16 protein-coding genes are annotated in these 17523 nt (G+C 66.7%); 5 read left to right on the forward strand and 11 right to left on the reverse strand.

All coding sequences use genetic code 11. The features are described 5' to 3' along the window. Nucleotides 1–124: 124 nt before the first annotated feature. The 3 genes from KV110_RS00780 to dprE1 all read right to left on the reverse strand — a co-directional run bounded on the left by KV110_RS00780 (nt 125) and on the right by dprE1 (nt 4698). A complete protein-coding gene (locus tag KV110_RS00780) occupies nt 125–2119 on the reverse strand; it encodes a galactan 5-O-arabinofuranosyltransferase (RefSeq protein WP_218478069.1) in 1995 nt (664 codons plus the stop codon). Between the two features lie 315 nt (nt 2120–2434). Further along, nucleotides 2435–3214 carry a decaprenylphospho-beta-D-erythro-pentofuranosid-2-ulose 2-reductase gene (dprE2, locus tag KV110_RS00785; protein ID WP_218472627.1) on the reverse strand — a complete coding sequence of 260 codons (780 nt, stop codon included), beginning with the start codon at nt 3212–3214 and terminating at the stop codon, nt 2435–2437. After that, nucleotides 3211–4698, reverse strand: a complete 1488-nt coding sequence (gene dprE1 / locus KV110_RS00790; protein WP_246634291.1) for a decaprenylphosphoryl-beta-D-ribose oxidase — start codon at nt 4696–4698, stop codon at nt 3211–3213. Before dprE1 ends, dprE2 begins: the two co-directional genes overlap by 4 nt. A gap of 92 nt (nt 4699–4790) precedes the next feature. On the opposite strand from dprE1, the gene KV110_RS00795 reads away from it, so the two are divergent. Further along, nucleotides 4791–5246 (forward strand): GtrA family protein, encoded by a 456-nt coding sequence (locus KV110_RS00795; protein WP_218472628.1) that lies wholly within the window; start codon nt 4791–4793, stop codon nt 5244–5246. A 77-nt stretch (nt 5247–5323) separates the two neighbouring features. Here the strand turns inward: KV110_RS00795 and KV110_RS00800 are convergent, their stop codons facing one another. The 3 genes from KV110_RS00800 to KV110_RS00810 form a co-directional block, all read right to left on the reverse strand. Next, on the reverse strand, nt 5324–5956 hold the full coding sequence (locus tag KV110_RS00800) for a pyridoxamine 5'-phosphate oxidase family protein (protein WP_218472629.1): 633 nt from the start codon (nt 5954–5956) through the stop codon (nt 5324–5326). A gap of 227 nt (nt 5957–6183) precedes the next feature. Beyond that, a complete protein-coding gene (locus tag KV110_RS00805; protein WP_218472630.1) occupies nt 6184–8370 on the reverse strand; it encodes a molybdopterin-dependent oxidoreductase in 2187 nt (728 codons plus the stop codon). 183 nt (nt 8371–8553) lie between these two features. After that, complete coding sequence (locus tag KV110_RS00810; protein ID WP_218472631.1) at nt 8554–9036, reverse strand: hypothetical protein; 483 nt, start codon at nt 9034–9036, stop codon at nt 8554–8556. Between the two features lie 310 nt (nt 9037–9346). Here KV110_RS00810 and KV110_RS00815 point away from each other — a divergent pair, with 310 nt between their 5' ends. Further along, nucleotides 9347–9928, forward strand: a complete 582-nt coding sequence (locus tag KV110_RS00815; protein ID WP_218472632.1) for a DUF4282 domain-containing protein — start codon at nt 9347–9349, stop codon at nt 9926–9928. Nucleotides 9929–10130: 202 nt separating this feature from the next. Then, the gene (locus tag KV110_RS00820; RefSeq protein ID WP_218472633.1) at nt 10131–11012 is read left to right on the forward strand and encodes a helix-turn-helix domain-containing protein; all 882 of its coding nucleotides are present in this window, start codon (nt 10131–10133) and stop codon (nt 11010–11012) included. 7 nt (nt 11013–11019) lie between these two features. Here KV110_RS00820 and KV110_RS00825 read toward each other — a convergent pair whose 3' ends face one another. After that, on the reverse strand, nt 11020–11445 hold the full coding sequence (locus KV110_RS00825) for a MarR family winged helix-turn-helix transcriptional regulator (RefSeq protein WP_218472634.1): 426 nt from the start codon (nt 11443–11445) through the stop codon (nt 11020–11022). A gap of 85 nt (nt 11446–11530) precedes the next feature. Here KV110_RS00825 and KV110_RS00830 point away from each other — a divergent pair, with 85 nt between their 5' ends. Further along, nucleotides 11531–12994 carry an MFS transporter gene (locus KV110_RS00830; protein WP_218472635.1) on the forward strand — a complete coding sequence of 488 codons (1464 nt, stop codon included), beginning with the start codon at nt 11531–11533 and terminating at the stop codon, nt 12992–12994. 68 nt (nt 12995–13062) lie between these two features. Here KV110_RS00830 and KV110_RS00835 read toward each other — a convergent pair whose 3' ends face one another. Further along, a complete protein-coding gene (locus KV110_RS00835) occupies nt 13063–13611 on the reverse strand; it encodes a dTDP-4-dehydrorhamnose 3,5-epimerase family protein (RefSeq protein ID WP_218472636.1) in 549 nt (182 codons plus the stop codon). A gap of 2 nt (nt 13612–13613) precedes the next feature. Beyond that, nucleotides 13614–14486, reverse strand: a complete 873-nt coding sequence (gene rfbA / locus KV110_RS00840) for a glucose-1-phosphate thymidylyltransferase RfbA (protein ID WP_218472637.1) — start codon at nt 14484–14486, stop codon at nt 13614–13616. A 237-nt stretch (nt 14487–14723) separates the two neighbouring features. Between rfbA and KV110_RS00845 the strand changes: the two genes are divergently transcribed. Then, nucleotides 14724–15716, forward strand: a complete 993-nt coding sequence (locus KV110_RS00845; protein WP_218472638.1) for an alpha/beta hydrolase — start codon at nt 14724–14726, stop codon at nt 15714–15716. A 206-nt stretch (nt 15717–15922) separates the two neighbouring features. Here KV110_RS00845 and KV110_RS00850 read toward each other — a convergent pair whose 3' ends face one another. Then, nucleotides 15923–16627 carry a DUF8020 domain-containing protein gene (locus KV110_RS00850; RefSeq protein WP_218472639.1) on the reverse strand — a complete coding sequence of 235 codons (705 nt, stop codon included), beginning with the start codon at nt 16625–16627 and terminating at the stop codon, nt 15923–15925. Nucleotides 16628–16798: 171 nt separating this feature from the next. Continuing rightward, complete coding sequence (locus tag KV110_RS00855) at nt 16799–17503, reverse strand: DUF8020 domain-containing protein (protein ID WP_218472640.1); 705 nt, start codon at nt 17501–17503, stop codon at nt 16799–16801. Between the last annotated feature and the right edge of the window lie 20 nt (nt 17504–17523).

Raw genomic sequence — 17523 nt, forward strand, 5'->3', positions numbered from 1 at the left:
TCCCACCTGCAAACTTCTCCTCGAATAGCCAGAACTCAGCCGCCCACGGTACCGAACCACTCTGTGCTGTGCCTGGCAACCGGAACAGTCAGCACGGCTCTGTCATGTCCCATTCGTTGCGGCGCTACCGGCGGACGGTGACGAGCGTGAAGGGTCCGATTTCGGTGGTGGTGAAGTGCGGGTCGGCGAAGAGGGCTTTGGGGAAGGCGACCGTGTAGCGCTGCACGTTGGGATCGTTGGGGTAGACGTCCTTGGCCAGGCGCAGGGTGTAGTTGTCGCCGCTACTGCGGAACAGGAAGGCGTCGGGGGCGCGCCACGGGCACGTCGCGAGGGCGTCCAACAGCGCGTCGGCGGTCTTCAGCTTGCTCCATCCCTCGATGGTCGCAGCCCGGCCTGCAAAGTCCGCGAGCGGGTTCGCGTAATGCGAGGTGAGCGCCTGGAAGCCGAAGTACGGGTAGAAGGACAGGAAGCTGGTGTCGGCGGTGAGGACCACCGTGTCCGAGCGGGGCCGTCCGGTCTGCGCGGTGAGGGCGGCGTCCACCGCGCGATAGTGCGAGACGGCCGATGGGTTGCGCTTGTCCGCGCGGTCTCCGTTGCCGTCGGTATCGGTGTACGCGGTGGTGATCTCCGGCGCGAGGATGTGCGGGATGTGCTGCGTGAACGCGAGCGCGCCGACAATCGCCACCGCCACCGCCGCGAGCCGGAACTGACCCGGCTCGTTCAATGCCTGATAGATCGCCCTCGCGCCCTCCACGAATCCGAACGCTCCCGCCGCGGCGAGCAGCACCAGCAGGACCGGCTCCAGCCGGAACGACAGCAGGGTGGTCCCGGCCGCGGTCGCCGCCATCGACAGCAGCGTCCACAGATAGATCGCCAGCACGCCGATGCCGAGCGCCTGCGCCCGTCGCGAGGAGGCCGCACGCACCACCAGCCAGATGAGTCCGACCAGGCACAGCGCGCCGCGCAAGGAGAACTCGGCCATCGGGAAGAACAGCTCGGCACCGGACTCCGGCAGGTAGTGCTGCGCGGTCCCGGAACCGGCGGTCGGCCCGCGCAGCGCCTTCCACAGGTATGGCAGCCACACGATCAGCGCGAGCAGCCCTGCGATCAACGCGATCGCCACCAGCCGCACCAGTGGCGGGACCGCGGCCCGCCACGCCGGGCGGGCAGCGTCATCCGTTGTCCGGGCCCGCCGGGGATGGTCCTCGGAGTACCGTTCCCGCACCGCGAACCCGGCCGCGATGAGTCCCATCAGCGCGATCGCGAACGCGGCGAGCAGGAAGTACAGGGTGTAGAAGGTGGCCGCCAGCCCGAGGAACAACCCGGTGCCGATCACCGCACCCCAGCCGCCCGCGGTGCGCGCGGTACCCCGCTCCTCCGGCCGGTACAGCGCGCCCCAGGCCAGGACGAGGGCGGGCGGGAGGAGGATCACGATCACCGAGCTGTAGGCCTCCGGCGACGAGTACGCCACCGCGACGGCGGTGACCGCCGCGGTGACCGCGATCGCCCAGTCCGCGCGAATCAGCTTGGTCCACAGTACGAGTGAGATCACCGCGGCCACCGCGATCGATCCGATCGCATATGGCTTGTAGGCTTCCCACCCGGCCATCCCGAGCACATTGGCGACGCGTCCGCCGATCCAGAACCAGCCCGCCGGATAGAACGGCGGCAGGTCCGCATAGGTCATATCGCGCAGCGCAGCCGAGTCGGTGAGCCGAGTCAGGTACTCCGTACGGAACTCCTGGTCCACCGAGACGCCGAACAGGTACAGCTTCGTCGCCGCCAGCGGCATTCCGAGGGTGAACGTGACGAACGTCGAAACACCAACCCAGGAAAGCAGTTTCGCCACCCACGGCCGAACGAACCACTTACCGGTCCGGTCGCCGCGCTGCCCCGTCCGCACCAGCGCGATCGCCACCACCAGCATGACCGCGGCGACGACCTGTCCCACCGTGGTCAATGCACGAGTCACATTGGAAGAGTTGAACGCAGGCCACTGCACCAGCGAAAACGCGACCAGCCCAACCGCAGCCACCACGACCGCGACCAGCGCCGCGAGTACCGCCTCACCGACGCCGGAGCCGATGTACCTGGCCAGCATGGAGCCTCGTCCGCGCATCGGGGCCGGTACCGCACCGCGCTCGGTGACCGTGGTTGTCATCGAACCGTCCCGCTGCCGCGACCTGCCGCACCCGCACTCCTGGCGGTGACCTCGGCGCGCGGCGGCGCCCCACGGCCGGTGCGGCATTCTCGGACTACTCGCATGGCATCTCCGGGTTCACTCGGGTCGGCATTCGCGTCGGACGATCGGCGATCATGCTGCCAGGTTCGGCTGCGGATGTGGCAACACGTGCCGGTCGTGGCGAAACGAAAAAGCCGCACCCGCCCGACCCGCGGTGCGGGATTCGGGCTGAGGTGCGGCTTCGGGCAAAACTCAGATGGGGAGCTTGCGGAAGATCGGGCGCGGGATGTGGCGCAGGATCATCATCACGTAGCGGAAGGCGCCGGGGGCCCAGATGAGGTCCTTGCCCTTCTGCGAGGCGGAAACCGCCAGTGCCGCAACGTCTTCCTTGTCGACGGTGAGCGGAGCCTCCTTGACGCCCGCGGACGCCCAGGCATCGATGGTGGTCTTGGTGCGCACCTGACCGGGCCGGATGACCAGCACGCGCGGGCCGAACGGCCGCAGCGCCTCGCCGAGACCGAGGTAGAACCCGTCCAGGCCCGCCTTGGTCGAGCCGTAGACGAAGTTCGAGCGACGCACTCGCTCACCGGCCGCCGACGACATGGCGATGATCCGCCCGTAGCCCTGCGCCTTCATCTTCTCGCCGACCAGCACGCCGACGGAAACCGCTGCGGTGTAGTTGATTCCGGCGATCTGCACGGCCTTGCGCTGGTCCTGCCACAGCTCCTCGGCATTGCCGAGCAGGCCGAACGCGACGATAGCGACATCGACGTCGCCGCCGTCCCACGCCGCGTCGATCACCTTCGGGTGGCTATCGGTATCGAGCGCGTCGAAGTCGATCACATCGACCTGGCTCGCACCCGCCGCCGTCATCTGGGCGACCGCGTCATCGCGTAGCGGGTCGTTCGGCAGCGCGGCGAGCACGATGCGCGCGGGACCCTTCTTCAGGTACTCCGCGCAGATCGCCAAACCGATTTCCGAGGTCCCGCCGAGCAGCAGGATGGCCTGCGGGTTACCGACGGCATTGATCACTGCAGCTCCAGCCTTCTCGCCATATCGGACATGAAAACGCCTGTGGGATCGACACTTCGGCGGACCTTGATCCACTCGTCGATCCGCGGGTACATCTGGTGGAACGTCTCCGCGGTGGTCCGGGAGTCCTTTGCTGTGTACAGCCGGCCGCCGAACTCCAGCACGCGCCGGTCCAACTCGCTGACCAGTTCGTTCAGGCCCGGCTTGATCGGGAAGTCGACGCAGATGTTCCAGCCCGGCATCGGGAAGCTCAGCGGCGCCGGATTGCCCGCGCCGAACAGCTTGAACACGTTGAGCGCCGAGTAGTGCCCGGACCCCTGGATGTCGATGATGATCCGCTTGAACTCCTCGACCGCCTCGGTCGGCACCACGAACTGGTACTGCAGGAATCCATTGGAGCCGTAGCCCCGGTTCCATTCCGCGATCATGTCGAGCGGGTGATAGAACTGCGTCAGGTTCTGCACCTTGCCGGTGTAGTTGCCGCCCATCGCGTAATACGCCTCGCCGATGGAGCGCAGCGTCAGCTTGTTCATCGTCCAGTTCGGGAAGATGTCGGGCACCGTCATCAGCTGCGGCGCATCGAATTTCAGCGGCTTCTTACGCAGGCGTTTGGGCAATTCGTCGACCTTGGCGAGGCGGCCGCGGGTGATCGTGGCCCGGCCGAGCTTCGGCAGCGGGCTGATCACGTCGAACCAGGCGCTCGAGTACGTGTAGTTCGCCTCACTGCCATCGCTGTGCGCCGCGATCGTCTCGTCGAGCGTGGTGGTCTTCACGCCGTCGTTGAGGAAGTACGCAGTCTCGGTCGGCGTCATCTCGATGGTCGCGCGCAGGATGATGCCGGTGAGTCCGTTGCCGCCGACGGTCGCCCAGAACAGCTTGGCGTTGCGCTTCGGGGTGATGTGCTGCACCTGCCCATCGGCGGTGAGCAACTCGATCGAGCGCACGTGGTTGCCGAAGCTGCCCTCGCTGTGATGATTCTTGCCGTGGATGTCGGAGGCGATGGCGCCGCCGATCGTCACCTGACGAGTACCCGGCAGCACCGGGACCCACAGCCCGAACGGCAGTGCCGCCTTCATGAGCTGGTCCAGGCTGACGCCGCCGTCCACGTCGACGATCCGCGTATCGCGGTCGATCCGGTGGATGTTGTTCAGCGCCGTCATGTCGATGACCAGGCCGCCCGCGTTCTGGGCATGGTCGCCGTAGGAGCGACCGAGCCCGCGCGCGATGACGCCGCGGCGCAGGTGCGGTGGCTTGGCGTCGTTGTCCTCGGCGACCATGGCGACGGCCTTGGCGATCAGTTCGGGATCGCTGGTCGAGAGCACTTCGGAAGAGGTTGGTGCGGTGCGACCCCACCCGGTCAACGTGCGGGTCTGCGTCGGCAATGCGAACGCGGTCCCGGCGTCGGCCCCATCGTTTGTGACGGTGGAGCCGCTCTCGTTACCGGTTGTCGTGGTGGCGGTCGGAGCTTTCGTGGACATCGGCATAGAGGCTACAGGTATGACCGGACATCCGGTCGAGGTCTCTTACTCCGGAGTAGTGATCTACCTATCGGTTCGGCTCCCGCTACGCTCGTCGCGTGCATGCCGAACCCCACCTGCCGCTCCCGGCCGAGCTGCCGCTGGTCGACGAGCCGGGCGGTACCGATGTCGACCTGAAGACCCAGATCGTCCGGTTCACGCTGACCGGTGGTCTGTCGGCGGTCGTCGACTTCGGGCTGTACAGCCTGCTCTTCAACCTGCTCGGTCTGCCACGCGAGGCCGCCAAGTCGATCAGCTTCATCGTCGGCACGACGACGGCGTACCTGATCAACCGCCGCTGGACCTTCCAGGCCCCGCCGAGCCGCGCCAGGTTCGCCGCCGTGGTGATCCTCTACGCCGTCACCTTCGCCGTCCAGGTCGGCCTCAACGCGCTGATGTTCGAAACCCTCCCCGACGCCCCCTGGCGCCAACTCCTGGCCTTCGTCATCGCCCAGGGCACCGCCACCGTCATCAACTTCATCGTCCAACGCGTGGTCATCTTCAAAATCCACTAGCCGTCGGGCGCACACCCCGCCATTCGGGGTGTTCGGCTGACGCGAGGGGTGTGCGCCCAGCGGGGAGACCGGGTGTGTCAGTGGGTGGCGAGGGCTGATCCGAGCCTGGCAGCGGTTTGCGCCTTGGCGCCGAAGTAGTCGCCACCTTTGGCGCGGACGTTGTCGGTGCCCCATTCGCGTTGCTCGCGGTCGGCGGGGACCAGGTGTGGGATGTGCTTGCGGCAGTGGATGTATGCCTCTTCGATGTCGACCACGACCCAGCGTTCGGCGGCCCGGCCCGGCAGGTTCGCCGGCAGGCCGGGGGTGGCGTTGCGCAGGGTGGCGTCGGGGATGATCCGGGCCGAGCCGTTGATGTGCAGGCCGATCAGATCGCGGACGAAATCGATTAGCAGGATGCCTACGTGGGGATTCTCCAGGATGTTGCCGAGGCTGGCCAGCACGCCGTTGCCTCGGTACTCGGGGTACGCAATCGTGCGCTCATCGATGACGTGTAAAAAACCGGGGACGCCAGCCCGGAAGCTGGCGTCGCATTCGCCGTGTTTGTCCGATGTGGCGATGAACGCCATGTCCATCCGGCCGATGAATTCGATCATCATCGAATTCAGTCGGTCCAGTACTTGGTCGCTGTAGAAGCGAGCGGCTCTGTCCTGCGTACCGTACCGATCCTGTAGCTCGTGCTCGCCGTCGCTGCCACACTGTGCACCGGGCATCTTCGCCACCCTCTGGTCGCCGGAGTCCGGATCTTCGAGGGGTCGACGTTGAGCCCGCGACTAAACCGAAATCCTGTACATTTTAGTCCGTTTCGGCCTGGCAAAACTACGAAATCCATGTTGAGAATGCACTGAATGCTTAATTAGCGCAAGGGATTCCGTACGTTAGCTACAAGCCGACCGGCCGGGATGGTTATCCCGTCCGCCGGACACGGCGGGGGCCTGCGTCAAGCCGGGTTCAGCGTCACCGGGACACCGTTGAAGACCGCGTTGCCGGACGGCACATCGACCACCGAATCGTCGGTCAGCACATTCGCATTGACCCCGGCGTGTGCGCGGGCGACCGTCTGCGTGCTGTCGGCATGACCCCACCCGTGCGGCAGGCTCACCACCCCGGGCATGATCGCCTCGGTCGGCTCCAGCGGCACCGTCAGCGTCCCCGCGGCCGACTTCACCACCGCGTGCTCGCCGAGCCCGAAGCGCACCACGTCGGCCGGATGGATATGCAGCGTACAGCGATTCGATCCGCTCACCAGCTGGCCGATGTTGTGCATCCAGCTGTTGTTGGACCGCAGCTGGCGTCGTCCGATCAACACCACGTCCGGCGCGGCGTCGGCCAGTCGAGCCCGCATCCTGGCCACGTCGTCGAGCAGCGGCTGCGGGGCCAGTTCCACCTTCTTCGACGCGGTCCGCAGCGCGCCGGGCAGTTTCGGCTGTAAAGGGCCGAGGTCGACGCCGTGCGGATTGTCCAGCAGCACTTGAAGATTCAGTGTTCCGCCAGTCCACTCGCCGTACGGGCCGAGGCGCAGCATCATGTCGAGGCGCTGCTCGGTGGTATCCGCGCCGATCAATTCGTCACGCCGATCCGCCATTCCGGCCTTGTGCAGGGCGCCCGCGATGATCAGTTCATCCACCCCGGTGAGCGGATCGACACCGTCCGCGCCCTCGTGCGGCATGCCGGAGACCGCCGCGGCCAGGCGCGCGAGCACCGCGGATTCCGATGGCCGATCGCCAAGTGGCACCAGCGGACGCGAGTAGCGGGCGTAGTTGTGCACAGCGAACTGCAGCAACGCGAAGTCGTAGTGCGGCGACTGCACCGGCCGTGGCGGCGGCAGAATCACGTCGGCGTGCCTGGTGGTTTCGTTCAGATACCGGTCCACGCTCACCATGAAGTCGAGTTGGGCGAAGGCGGCGTCCAGGCGGGCACCGCTCGGCGCGGAGAGCACCGGATTGCCCGCGACCGTTACCAGCGCGCGGATCTGCCCCTCGCCTGGCGTAAGGATCTCGTCGGCCAACGTGGCGACCGGCAATTCGCCCATCGCCTCGGGCAATTCACGGACCCGGCTGGTCCAGCGCCCGAGCCGGAACGGCCTGCTGCGGGTGATCCCGCCGGCCGCCGCGGTGGCGAACATCGCGCCGCCGGGAGCGTCCAGGTTGCCGGTGAGCACGTTGATCGCGTCGACGAGCCACTGGGTGATGGTGCCGAATTCCGCTGTGCAGGTGCCGATCCTGGCATACACCGCCGCCGTCGGCGCCGCGGCCAGCTCGCGCGCGAGTCGAATGACCGTTGCCGCGGGCACACCGGTGCGCAGCGCCACCGAGTCCGGGCTGAAGGCCGCGGCGGCCGTACGCAGTTCGTCGAGCCCGGCGACATCGACCCGAATGTCGGTGAGCTGCTCCGCGAACAGCGTGTGCACTATCCCGAACAACAGGTACGCGTCACTACCCGGCCGGATGAACAGGTGTTCGTCGGCCAGCTTCGCGGTCCGGGTGACCCGGGGGTCCACCACCACGAACCGGCCGCCCCTGCGCTGCAACGCCTTCAACCGCCCGGGGAAATCGGGTGCGGTGCACAGCGACCCGTTCGACTCCAGCGGGTTCGCGCCGAGCATCAGCAGATAGTCGGTGCGATCCAGATCGGGCACGGGCACTGTCAGCGGGTCGCCGAACATCAGTCCGCTCGCCACCTGTTTGGGCATCTGGTCGGCGGTGCTCGCCGAGAAGAAATTCTTGGTGCTCAGCGCGCGCAGCAGCACCGGTACATACAGCGCTCCCGCCACGGTGTGCGCGTTCGGGTTGCCCAGATATACCCCCGCCGATTGTTTGCCGTGCTCGGCGAGGATCGCGGGGAAACGCTCCGCGACGAGATCGAACGCCTCGTTCCACGACGCGCTCCGCCAGGTATCGGTCGCCCGGTCGCGAATCATCGGCTCGGTCACCCGATCGGGATCCTCGTCCAGTTGCCCGAAACTGGCTCCCTTGGGGCAGATGAATCCTTTGCTGAACGGATCCGCTTTATCCCCGCGAACGGAGGTCACATGATCATCCGGATCGAGCGTGATTTCGAGTCCGCAGACCGCCTCACAGAGCGGGCAGGTACGCAACAAGTTGCGAGAATCCGTGACTGAGGCCATGCCTCATCCTCCCGCGCTATCGCCGGTCTGAAAAGAGAACGCGAGATATGCGGTGGACGCGGCGGCTACATCGTCCGAAACCCGCGCACACGAAACGACCGACACCCGTGCGCCCGGTCGGCGCTACTCGGATATCGGTCGTGGGGGCCGGATGGTGGACCCGGCCGTAGTTCAGTCCTTACTTCAGCAGGCGACGCTGGTGAGCTGTGTCCGCTTGTTGGCGGTGGCGGCGCGAACGGCGGCGCTGATCGCGACCACCGGCGGAACCCAGCGGGCCTCGGCCGGTGCGACGCCCCAGCAGGCCGAGCCGACCGAGAGCTGGGTGGGCGGCAGCGGGATGCCCGCGCCGTCGGTGTGCACGATCGCGCCCGCGGAGGTAAGCGCCTCTAGCGCCATTGCGGCCTTGCGGACGCCGGTGACCAGGTGGATCTCGCGGCGCTCGGCGCCGGGCAGCTCGATGACCGGACCGGACAGGTTGTTCGCCCGCAGGAAGCGGCGGACCTCACCGGCCAGCTCGCCGCTGACCTCGATGGCCGAAAGGTCGTCATCGGTGATCAGGCAGAGACCGTTGGCCGTTTCTGCGACCGTCCATCCGCGCTGGGTGTAGTCCTGCGCAGCGGCGGTCATGGTGGCCGCCGAGACGGAAGTCGGAAACGTGGTGCGCACTGTTCTCTCCATTCCCCGGTAGATCTGGGTCCTGCATTCATGGGTCGTATCGGTGGTGGACATCCGCAGCGTTACGCGATCTTCGAAACTTCTTCGAGACTGTTGGCTACGTCTCTTCCGGACGGCATGAAAGCAAATTGCTATGACTTTGCTCGAACCGGTTCGGATTTGTTGTCCCGCCGCTACTTTCGACCGCTGACCTGTTCTTATGCTGTGTCGTTCCTGCGAGACTGCTGAGGATGATGGGACTTGTGTGGTCTGCACTACGTCCCGGCTGGCTCGGATGTGTGATTGCGGGGAGGATTTCACCATGAGTGATGAATCCACCGCCACCGGCCCGGCCAAGGGGAGTGAGCCGCCGGACCCGGAGGAGTACGAAGCCGAATCGCGGTGGATCACTTGGAAAGAAGCGGCGTCGCGCAGGTTCTCCCGCGGCGCCGCGGTTCAGGAGGAGCAACAGCCGGAACCGTTCGAGAGCCCGCGCGCCTTCCGGCAGTGGAGCATCGAGGCGGCGCGCGGACTGCTCGATGTGCAGTTCCGTCGCCCGGCCACCCGCACGCTGCTGCCGCTGGCCTACATCCTCGGCTTGGTGTTCGCCTTCGCCGTGCCGATCGCGCTGACGGTGCTCATGTGGCGGTTCTCGGCGGTGCTCGGGGTGCTGGCCGCGCTGATCGGGGTGCCGCTCGGGTTGACCATCGCGGCCGCAGTGCGCCTCATGCTGGAATTCCTGGTGAACGCGTCCCGCCTGGCGACCAGGGTGGAGCACATCAGCGACCTGGCCGACGATCTGTTCCAGGCGTTGTCCGATGTTGCCGAGCCGGTCAACCAGCTGTCCGAAGATGTGCGCGCGGTGCAATTCTGGCGCTTCCGCCGGGGCGGCTCGCGCAGGTAGCGCGACCGAATCGGGTCCGGCAGACGGTGTTTGGCGTCGTGATGCCACCGGCCTAGCTGCGCCACCGATCGTGACCTGGCGCAGATTCGTTGTGAAACAATGCTGTTCGGATGCTCGGATATCGGTTACGGGTATCTGATCGAGATGGTCGCAGCAGAGTTCGGTGGCGCGGCCGGTGCACGGCAACAAGGGGGGAACACGCATGGCTTTACCGCAGGGGACCACTGGTTCGACAATGCCCCGGCGCCAACTCGGCCGTCATCTGCGCGATCTGCGCAACCGCGCGCGGATGACCACCAGGACGGCCGCCCAGCAGCTGGAATGGTCGGAGGCCAAGATCTGGCGGATCGAGACGGGCCAGACCTCGCTGCGCAGCCTCGACGTCGAAGCGATGTGCAAGGTCTACGGCGCGCCGTCCGATCTCGTCGGCCCGCTCACGGCCTTGGCGCGGGAGACCAAGGCGCGGGGGTGGTGGACCGCGTACGGCGATGTGATCGCCGAGGGTTTCGAGGTCTACATAGGCTTGGAGGAAGCGGCTTCCCGCCTGTCCACCTACGAGAACGAGCTGGTGCCCGGACTATTGCAGACCGAGGCGTACACGCGCGCGCTACTGGCCGCCGCGCGACCGGAAATGCCGACGAACGAGCTAGATCGCCGGGTACAGCTGCGCATGGCACGGCAGGCGTTGATCACCCGCGCCGATGCGCCCTTGCAACTCGACGTGGTGATCGGCGAAGGGGTGCTGTGGCGTCGCATCGGCAGCGCCGAGGTGCTCGCCGGGCAGCTGGCTCATCTGCGGCACATGGCTGACCTGCCCAACGTGCGAATCCGGTTGATACCGCAGGATTCCGGCTACCACGACGGCATGGACTCGGGCCGGTTCGTCATGCTCGAGTTCCCCGAGCTGCGGGCGGGCGAGCTGCCGGAGCCGCCGGTCGTCTACGTCGAGGCCTTCACCGGGCCGGTCTACCTCGACAAAGAACCCGAAATAGACCGGTATCGAAAGGCTTTCGCGGGCATGGGTGCGGTAGCGGTGGACGCGCGCGACGGTATCGACGTGGCGCGGGAGAGCTGCAGCGTCTGAGTCGCCGTCAGCACTTTTGGCCGGGCACGCCCCAGCTGTCCTGCAGGACCGCGCGATGGGTCGGCAGCGCCTGCCGATAGACCTCGCGGCCCTTCTCGGTGAGGCAGACGAACACCGCCCGGCGATCCTCCGGGCACATGGTGCGTGAGACCAGTCCATCGCGCTCGAGCCGCGCTACCGCACGCGACAGCGCACTTTGGCTCAAGTAGATGTCATTGGCCAGATCGCTCATGCGGTAATCGCCGCAGTTGGCGTCGATCAGCCGGTCCAGCGTCTCGAACTCGCTGAGCCCGATCTGATGCTGTCCCTGTAGCGCTTTTTCCAGTGCGCAACTCACCGTCGCGTGGCGGTCGAGCAGCTCGCGCCACTCGCCGACCAGCCCGGTCGGCGCGACGGTGCGCCGGGCTGTCTCGATTGTCGACGGGTTCGACATGGCCCCATCTTAGTGGTCCCCGAAGATCTATGCAACTGCATTAGATGTGTTGGCATTTAATGCGCACGCATGTAACGTACCCCGCATGACTTCACCAGCAACCCTGGCGGCCGCCTCGGCGACCGATCCGACCAGATGGACTACCCGGCTTTGGGGCATGCTGATCACGCTGTGCATCGTGCTGTTCCTGGACGGCCTCGACGTTTCGATGATCGGTGTCGCACTGCCGTCCATCGGCAATGAACTCGATCTCTCGACCTCCACCCTGCAGTGGCTGGTCAGCGGCTACATCCTCGGTTACGGCGGCCTGCTGCTGCTCGGCGGCCGCACCGCCGATCTCTTCGGGCGCCGCAAGGTCTTCCTGATCGCGCTGGCGGTCTTCGCGATCGCCTCGCTCGCGGGCGGTCTGGTGAGCTCAGGTCCGCTGCTGATCCTCACCCGTTTCATCAAGGGCCTGGCCGCCGCATTCACCGCGCCGACCGGTCTGTCGATCATCACCACGAACTTCGCGGAGGGACCGGCCCGTAACAAGGCGCTGTCCATCTACACCGTGTTCGGTGCGGGCGGCTACTCGTCCGGCCTGCTGTTCGGTGGTCTGATGACCGGCGTCGGCTGGCGCTGGACCTTCCTGCTGCCGGTCCCGATCGCACTGGCCGCACTGGCCGCCGCGTGGGTGCTGGTGCCGAAGGACAAGCCCGCCGAGGAGGGTGGCCACGACATCTTCGGCGCGCTGCTGTCCACCTCCGCCATGCTGCTGCTCGTCTACACCGTCGTCACCGCCCCGGAGGCGGGCTGGGCATCGGCACGCACCATCGGCTCGTTCATCGCGGTGCTGGTGTTGTTCGGCGCGTTCGTCGCGGTCGAGAAGCGGGTCAAGCACCCGCTGGTCCGGCTCGGCATCCTGCGCAAGGTGTCGCTGGTTCGCGCCAGTCTGGCGATCGTCGCGGTGGCCGGCTCGTACTTCAGCTGGCAGTTCATCGTGACCCTGTACATGCAGGACACCCTCGGCTGGTCGCCGCTGAAGCTGTCGATGGCCCTGCTGCCGGTGGGTCTGATGGTCGCGTTGTCCGCGGTGTTCTCCGACAAGCTGGTCGACCGGTTCGGCACCGGCCCGATCGTCGGCGTCACCATGGCCGTGATGGCCGTCGGCTACCTGCTGTTCCTGCGGCTGGACACCGCACCGTCGTACTGGACGATGCTGCTGCCCGCGATCATGCTGATCGGCATCGGCTGGGTCGGCTTCCCCGCCATCAACATTCAGGCGACCAACGGGATCGATGACGACGAGCAGGGTCTGGCGGCCGGTGTGCTGCAAACGTCCATGCAGGTGGGTGCGGCCATCGTGCTCGCGGTGACCACCGCGATCATCGCCTCGGGCACGCACGGCGAAACCTCGCCCACCGCGATGCTCGACACCTACCGCCCCGGCCTGATCTTTGCCGCGGGTATCTCCATCGTCGGTGCGCTGGTTGCCCTTTCGGCCTTCTTCGGCAGGCGCACCAAGCAGGCGGACGTTGCTCCGGAACCGGAGCTCGAACTCGTCGGCTGACCCGCTGTGGCCGACTACTGAGCCGACCGGCACCACTGTGGGGTGGTGCCGGTCGGCTTGCGTTTTGCTCAGGAAAAGGGCGGTGCGGCAGTGTCTTTGGCGGATCGGACGAAAGTCAGTGGGCTGCCGTCGCGACCGACAGTCGGCCACTCGATGCCGAGCTGTGGATCGAAAGCGTCGATGTCCCTGTCGAATTCGGGCGTGTACTCGAGTGAGCACAGGTAGGTGACGGTGGAGTTGTCCTCCAGCGACAGGATCGCGTGCCCGAGCCCCTCGGACAGGAACATCGAACGCCGGTCCACATCGTCGAGCAGCACGCTGTCCCATCGCCCGTAGGTGGGCGAGCCGGGGCGCAGGTCGACGACCACGTCGAGAAACGCGCCGCGCACGCAGGTCACGTACTTCGCCTGTCCCGGCGGATCCTCGGTGTAGTGGATGCCGCGCAGCACGCCCGCGGCCGAGACCGAGCAGTTCATCTGCCGCAGATCGAACGGCCTGCCCGTGGCCTTCTCGAACTCCGAGGCCTTGAAGCCCTCGAGAAACATGCCGCGGCCGTCACCGAGTTGCTGCGGGGTGATCACCCAGGCGCCGGGGACCGCGAGCTCGCGAAATTCCATGCTCACCAATCCCGGCCGCGTTCGAGGATGTCGAGCAGGTAACTCCCGTAGCCGGAGCGGACGAGCGGTTCGGCCAGCTTGCACAGCTGTTCGTCATCGATGAAGCCAAGTCGCCAGGCGACCTCCTCGGGCACGCCGATCTTGAGGCCCTGCCGTTCTTCTATGGTGCGCACGTAGTTCGCGGCGTCGAGCAGCGAATCGAAGGTGCCCGTGTCGAGCCACGCCGTGCCGCGGGCGAGCACATCCACGCTGAGCCGATCCTGTTCCAGGTAGGCCCGATTGATGTCGGTGATCTCGTATTCGCCACGCGCGGACGGCCGCAGCGTGCGGGCGATCTCGACGACATCGTTGTCGTAGAAGTACAGCCCGGGGATGGCGTAGTTCGACCTCGGCTGCTTCGGCTTCTCCTCGATGGAGACCGCGCGGCCGTCGGTGAACTCGACCACGCCGTAGGCGGTCGGGTCCGACACCCGATAGGCGAACACCGCGCCGCCGTCGATATCGGCGAAGCGATTCAGGCTCGCGCCGAGGCCGGGGCCGTGAAAGATGTTGTCGCCGAGCACCAGTGCCGCGTTGTCGGTGCCGATGTGGTCGGCGCCGAGTACGAAGGCGCGGGCCAGGCCGTCCGGCTCGGGCTGCACCACGTAACTGATCGAGACGCCGAACTGTGTGCCGTCGCCGAGCAACCGCCCGAACGCGTCGGCGTCCTCGGGTGTGGTGATGACCAGGATGTCGCGGATGCCCGCGAGCATCAGTGTGCACAGCGGGTAGTACACCATCGGCTTGTCGTAGACAGGGACGAGCTGCTTGCTCACCCCGCGTGTGATCGGATGCAACCGGGAGCCGGTGCCACCCGCCAAGATAATTCCCCGCATGACCAGGAGTCTGCCAGTTCGGCCCGCGCTCGGCGTCGGCGAGGTTCCGAGTGATCGTCGAATTGATTACGGAAATGGCGTTCACGGTTTCCAGAGCCGCTGCTCGAGCGATTCTGTTGCGTAGGTCACACAACGCATAGTGTTCTGAAACAACACTGTGTGAGATGTCAGCGCCGACAGCTCGCCTGGGACCGCTCGGTCGTGGCTCGGCGCGCCAGTTGGTGAGGTAGGTGCGCGATGTCAGCGACCAGAGTCGGCGAGTCCGGCAATGTGATGAATCCGGAAAATTTGAGCGCACCCGCGCGCCTGGTGCTTGCGGCCTGCCTCGGCGTCGTCCGCCCCGCCCTGCGCGCCGCACCGATCACCCGCGCGACCATCCCGATCGGCGCGATGGCAATCGACACGCTGGCCAGGCTGCGGCCGGAACCGCGCGGGGTGGACCGGGAGCAGGTGTCGCTCAACGGTTTCCGGATGGAGATCGTTCGTCCCGCGGGCGCGGCCCGGGCGCTGCGGCACGGTGCCCTGCTGTACATGCACGGCGGCGGATTCGCCATCTGCGGGCTCCGCACCCATCGGCCGGTCGCGGCCAGCCTGGCGCGGCGTACGGGCCTGCCCGTGGTGAACGTCGACTATCGGCAGCTGCCGAACCGGCGCATCACGAACTCCGTGGACGACTGCCTCACCGCCTACCGCTGGCTACTGCGCCGCGGCGCGGACCCGAGCCGGATCGTCTTCGCCGGTGATTCGGCCGGTGGCTACCTCGCCTTCGCCACCGCACTGCGCGCGATCGAGGTGGGGCTGCCCGCGCCCGCCGGGCTGGTCGGGTTGAGCCCGCTGCTCGATCTGGACTACGCGGCCAAGCGAAGCCACGTCAATGTCCGGCGTGATCCCTATATTCCGCTGCTGGCGCTGGAAGCGGTGGTCCGGATCGGCGCGGAGATCGATGGCAAGCTCGATCCGTTGCTGTCACCGGTCAACGGAATCCTGGCGGGCCTGCCGCCGGTCCTGCTGATCGCCGCGGAAGACGAAGTGCTCCGGTACGACTGTGAGCTCATGGCGCAGCGGCTCACTGCCGCGGGCGTGCCGAACGCGGTGGAGCTCTGGCGTGGTCAGGTGCACGCGTTCATGAGCATCGCCCCGAGCCTGCCGGAGAGCCGGGCGGCGCTGGCGCGGGTGTCGCGCTTCGTCCGTGCTCGGATCGAGGAGGGCCAGCAGGCGCGGACTGCGTGAGCAGTCCGGCCTATCCAGGCGAGCCCCGTTCCGCTGTGGCCGGGACGGGGCTCGCGCCTGCCGGAACCAGTTCGGCCGTGCGGTATTTCAGTGCGTGAAGACGGAATCCGCTTGGCGGGCAGGGGCGGAGACAGGCGAACCCCGCCCAGCGGTGCCGGGCGGGGTTCGTGCCGTATTCGGTTGTGCGCGTACGGTTCCGCTGTCGCTTACTTGGCAGGCGCGACGAACGGCTGGTTGATGGTGGTGAAGTACTGAATCGCCGCACCGATCGCGACAGGGGCGGTGATGAAGATCTGGCCCGCGATGGTGCCGAGGGCGCCCATTGCGGCCGCGCCGCCGAGGCAGCCGGCGATGATGCCGCCGACGAACGGGCCGAACAGGCCGACGATGGTGCCGCCGACGACCAGGCCGCCGAGCGCGCCACCGAGGACACAGCCGACAGCCGCGCCGCCGAGGCCACCGACCAGGGTGCCGATGCTGGCGCCCAGGCTGATCGTGGCGGTCATCCGGCTCCAGGCGGCCTGCTCACGGTCGTATTCGTTCTTCCAGGGCGCCTTGTCCTCGAACGGCAGGGCGACCGGCTTGTAGACGGCCTTGTCCATCTCGAGCTGTGGAGTCAAGGTGGCGGTGCGGCCCGCGATATCGGCGGCGATGGGGAATTCGAAGTCATCGAGCCGGAACTTCAGCGGGGTACCGGCGACGACGGTGCCGTCGGCGGCCTTGATCTTCAGCGCGTCGTCCTCGACGACGATGGAACCGGCATCGATGGAAACGATGGACTGCGTGTCGGTGGCCTGGGCGGTGAAATTGATCGGCGCGTCAGCGGCGGGGGCCGCGTTGACGGTGCCTGCGGTGACACCGAGCGCGGCGATCAGTAACGCCGAAGTAGCAGCAAACTTCTTGATAAGCATGTCTGTAGTCCTCAATCAGTAGCGTTCAACAGGCGGTAGTGACCATTGACCGAGCTCGCTAATTTCCAGCATTTCGGTCGGTGTTGAAAGAGCCCCGCCTGGCAGTAGCCGGGCGGGGCTCCTGGCTCGCTTTCAGTTATGCGAGTTCACTTGTGGGCAGAGCAGTTCGTCTTACTTGGCAGGCGCGACGAACGGCTGGTTGATGGTGGTGAAGTACTGAATCGCCGCGCCGATCGCCACCGGAGCGGTGATGAAGAGCTGACCCGCGATCGTGCCCAGCGCACCCATGGCCGCAGCGCCGCCGAGGCAGCCCGCGATGATGCCACCGACGAACGGGCCGAACAGGCCGACGATGGTGCCACCGACGACCAGGCCGCCGAGCGCGCCACCGAGGACGCAGCCGACAGCCGCGCCGCCGAGGCCACCGACCAGGGTGGCGATGGTGGCACCCATGGCGATGGTGTCCTTCATGCGGTTGAACGCCGCGACCTCACGGTCGTACTCGCTCTTCCACGGTGCCTTGTCCTCGAAGGGGAGGGCGACCGGCTTGTAGACGGCCTTGTCCATTTCGAGCTGGGGGGTCAGGGTCGCGGTGCGGCCCGCGATGTCGGCGGCGATGGGGAATTCGAAGTCATCGAGCCGGAACTTCAGTGGGGTGCCCGCGACGACGGTGCCGTCGGTGGCCTTGATCTTCAGCGCGTCGTCCTCGACGACGATGGAGCCGGCATCGACGGAGATGATGGACTGGGTGTCGGTGCCTTGTGCGGTGAAATTGATCGGCGCGTCAGCGGCCGGAGCCGCGTTGACGGTGCCCGCGGTCACGCCGAGAGCGGCGATCAGCAGCGCCGAGGTAGCGGCGAATTTCCTCATCAGCATTTTGTTCGGAACCTCGATGT

It is taken from the genome of Nocardia iowensis, assembly GCF_019222765.1.
Taxonomy (GTDB): Bacteria; Actinomycetota; Actinomycetes; order Mycobacteriales; family Mycobacteriaceae; genus Nocardia; species Nocardia iowensis.

Bases quoted from the DNA above. Each gene is read 5' to 3' on its own strand.
- KV110_RS00855 (WP_218472640.1), bottom strand. From the start codon at position 17,503: ATGCTGATGAGGAAATTCGCCGCTACCTCGGCGCTGCTGATCGCCGCT.
- KV110_RS00825 (WP_218472634.1), bottom strand. From the start codon at position 11,445: ATGTCGAACCCGTCGACAATCGAGACAGCCCGGCGCACCGTCGCGCCG.
- KV110_RS00780 (WP_218478069.1), bottom strand. From the start codon at position 2,119: ATGCGCGGACGAGGCTCCATGCTGGCCAGGTACATCGGCTCCGGCGTC.
- KV110_RS00805 (WP_218472630.1), bottom strand. From the start codon at position 8,370: ATGGCCTCAGTCACGGATTCTCGCAACTTGTTGCGTACCTGCCCGCTC.
- KV110_RS00815 (WP_218472632.1), top strand. From the start codon at position 9,347: ATGAGTGATGAATCCACCGCCACCGGCCCGGCCAAGGGGAGTGAGCCG.
- rfbA (WP_218472637.1), bottom strand. From the start codon at position 14,486: ATGCGGGGAATTATCTTGGCGGGTGGCACCGGCTCCCGGTTGCATCCG.
- dprE1 (WP_246634291.1), bottom strand. From the start codon at position 4,698: ATGCCGATGTCCACGAAAGCTCCGACCGCCACCACGACAACCGGTAAC.
- KV110_RS00835 (WP_218472636.1), bottom strand. From the start codon at position 13,611: ATGGAATTTCGCGAGCTCGCGGTCCCCGGCGCCTGGGTGATCACCCCG.
- KV110_RS00830 (WP_218472635.1), top strand. From the start codon at position 11,531: ATGACTTCACCAGCAACCCTGGCGGCCGCCTCGGCGACCGATCCGACC.
- KV110_RS00800 (WP_218472629.1), bottom strand. From the start codon at position 5,956: ATGCCCGGTGCACAGTGTGGCAGCGACGGCGAGCACGAGCTACAGGAT.
- KV110_RS00820 (WP_218472633.1), top strand. From the start codon at position 10,131: ATGGCTTTACCGCAGGGGACCACTGGTTCGACAATGCCCCGGCGCCAA.
- KV110_RS00845 (WP_218472638.1), top strand. From the start codon at position 14,724: ATGTCAGCGACCAGAGTCGGCGAGTCCGGCAATGTGATGAATCCGGAA.
- KV110_RS00850 (WP_218472639.1), bottom strand. From the start codon at position 16,627: ATGCTTATCAAGAAGTTTGCTGCTACTTCGGCGTTACTGATCGCCGCG.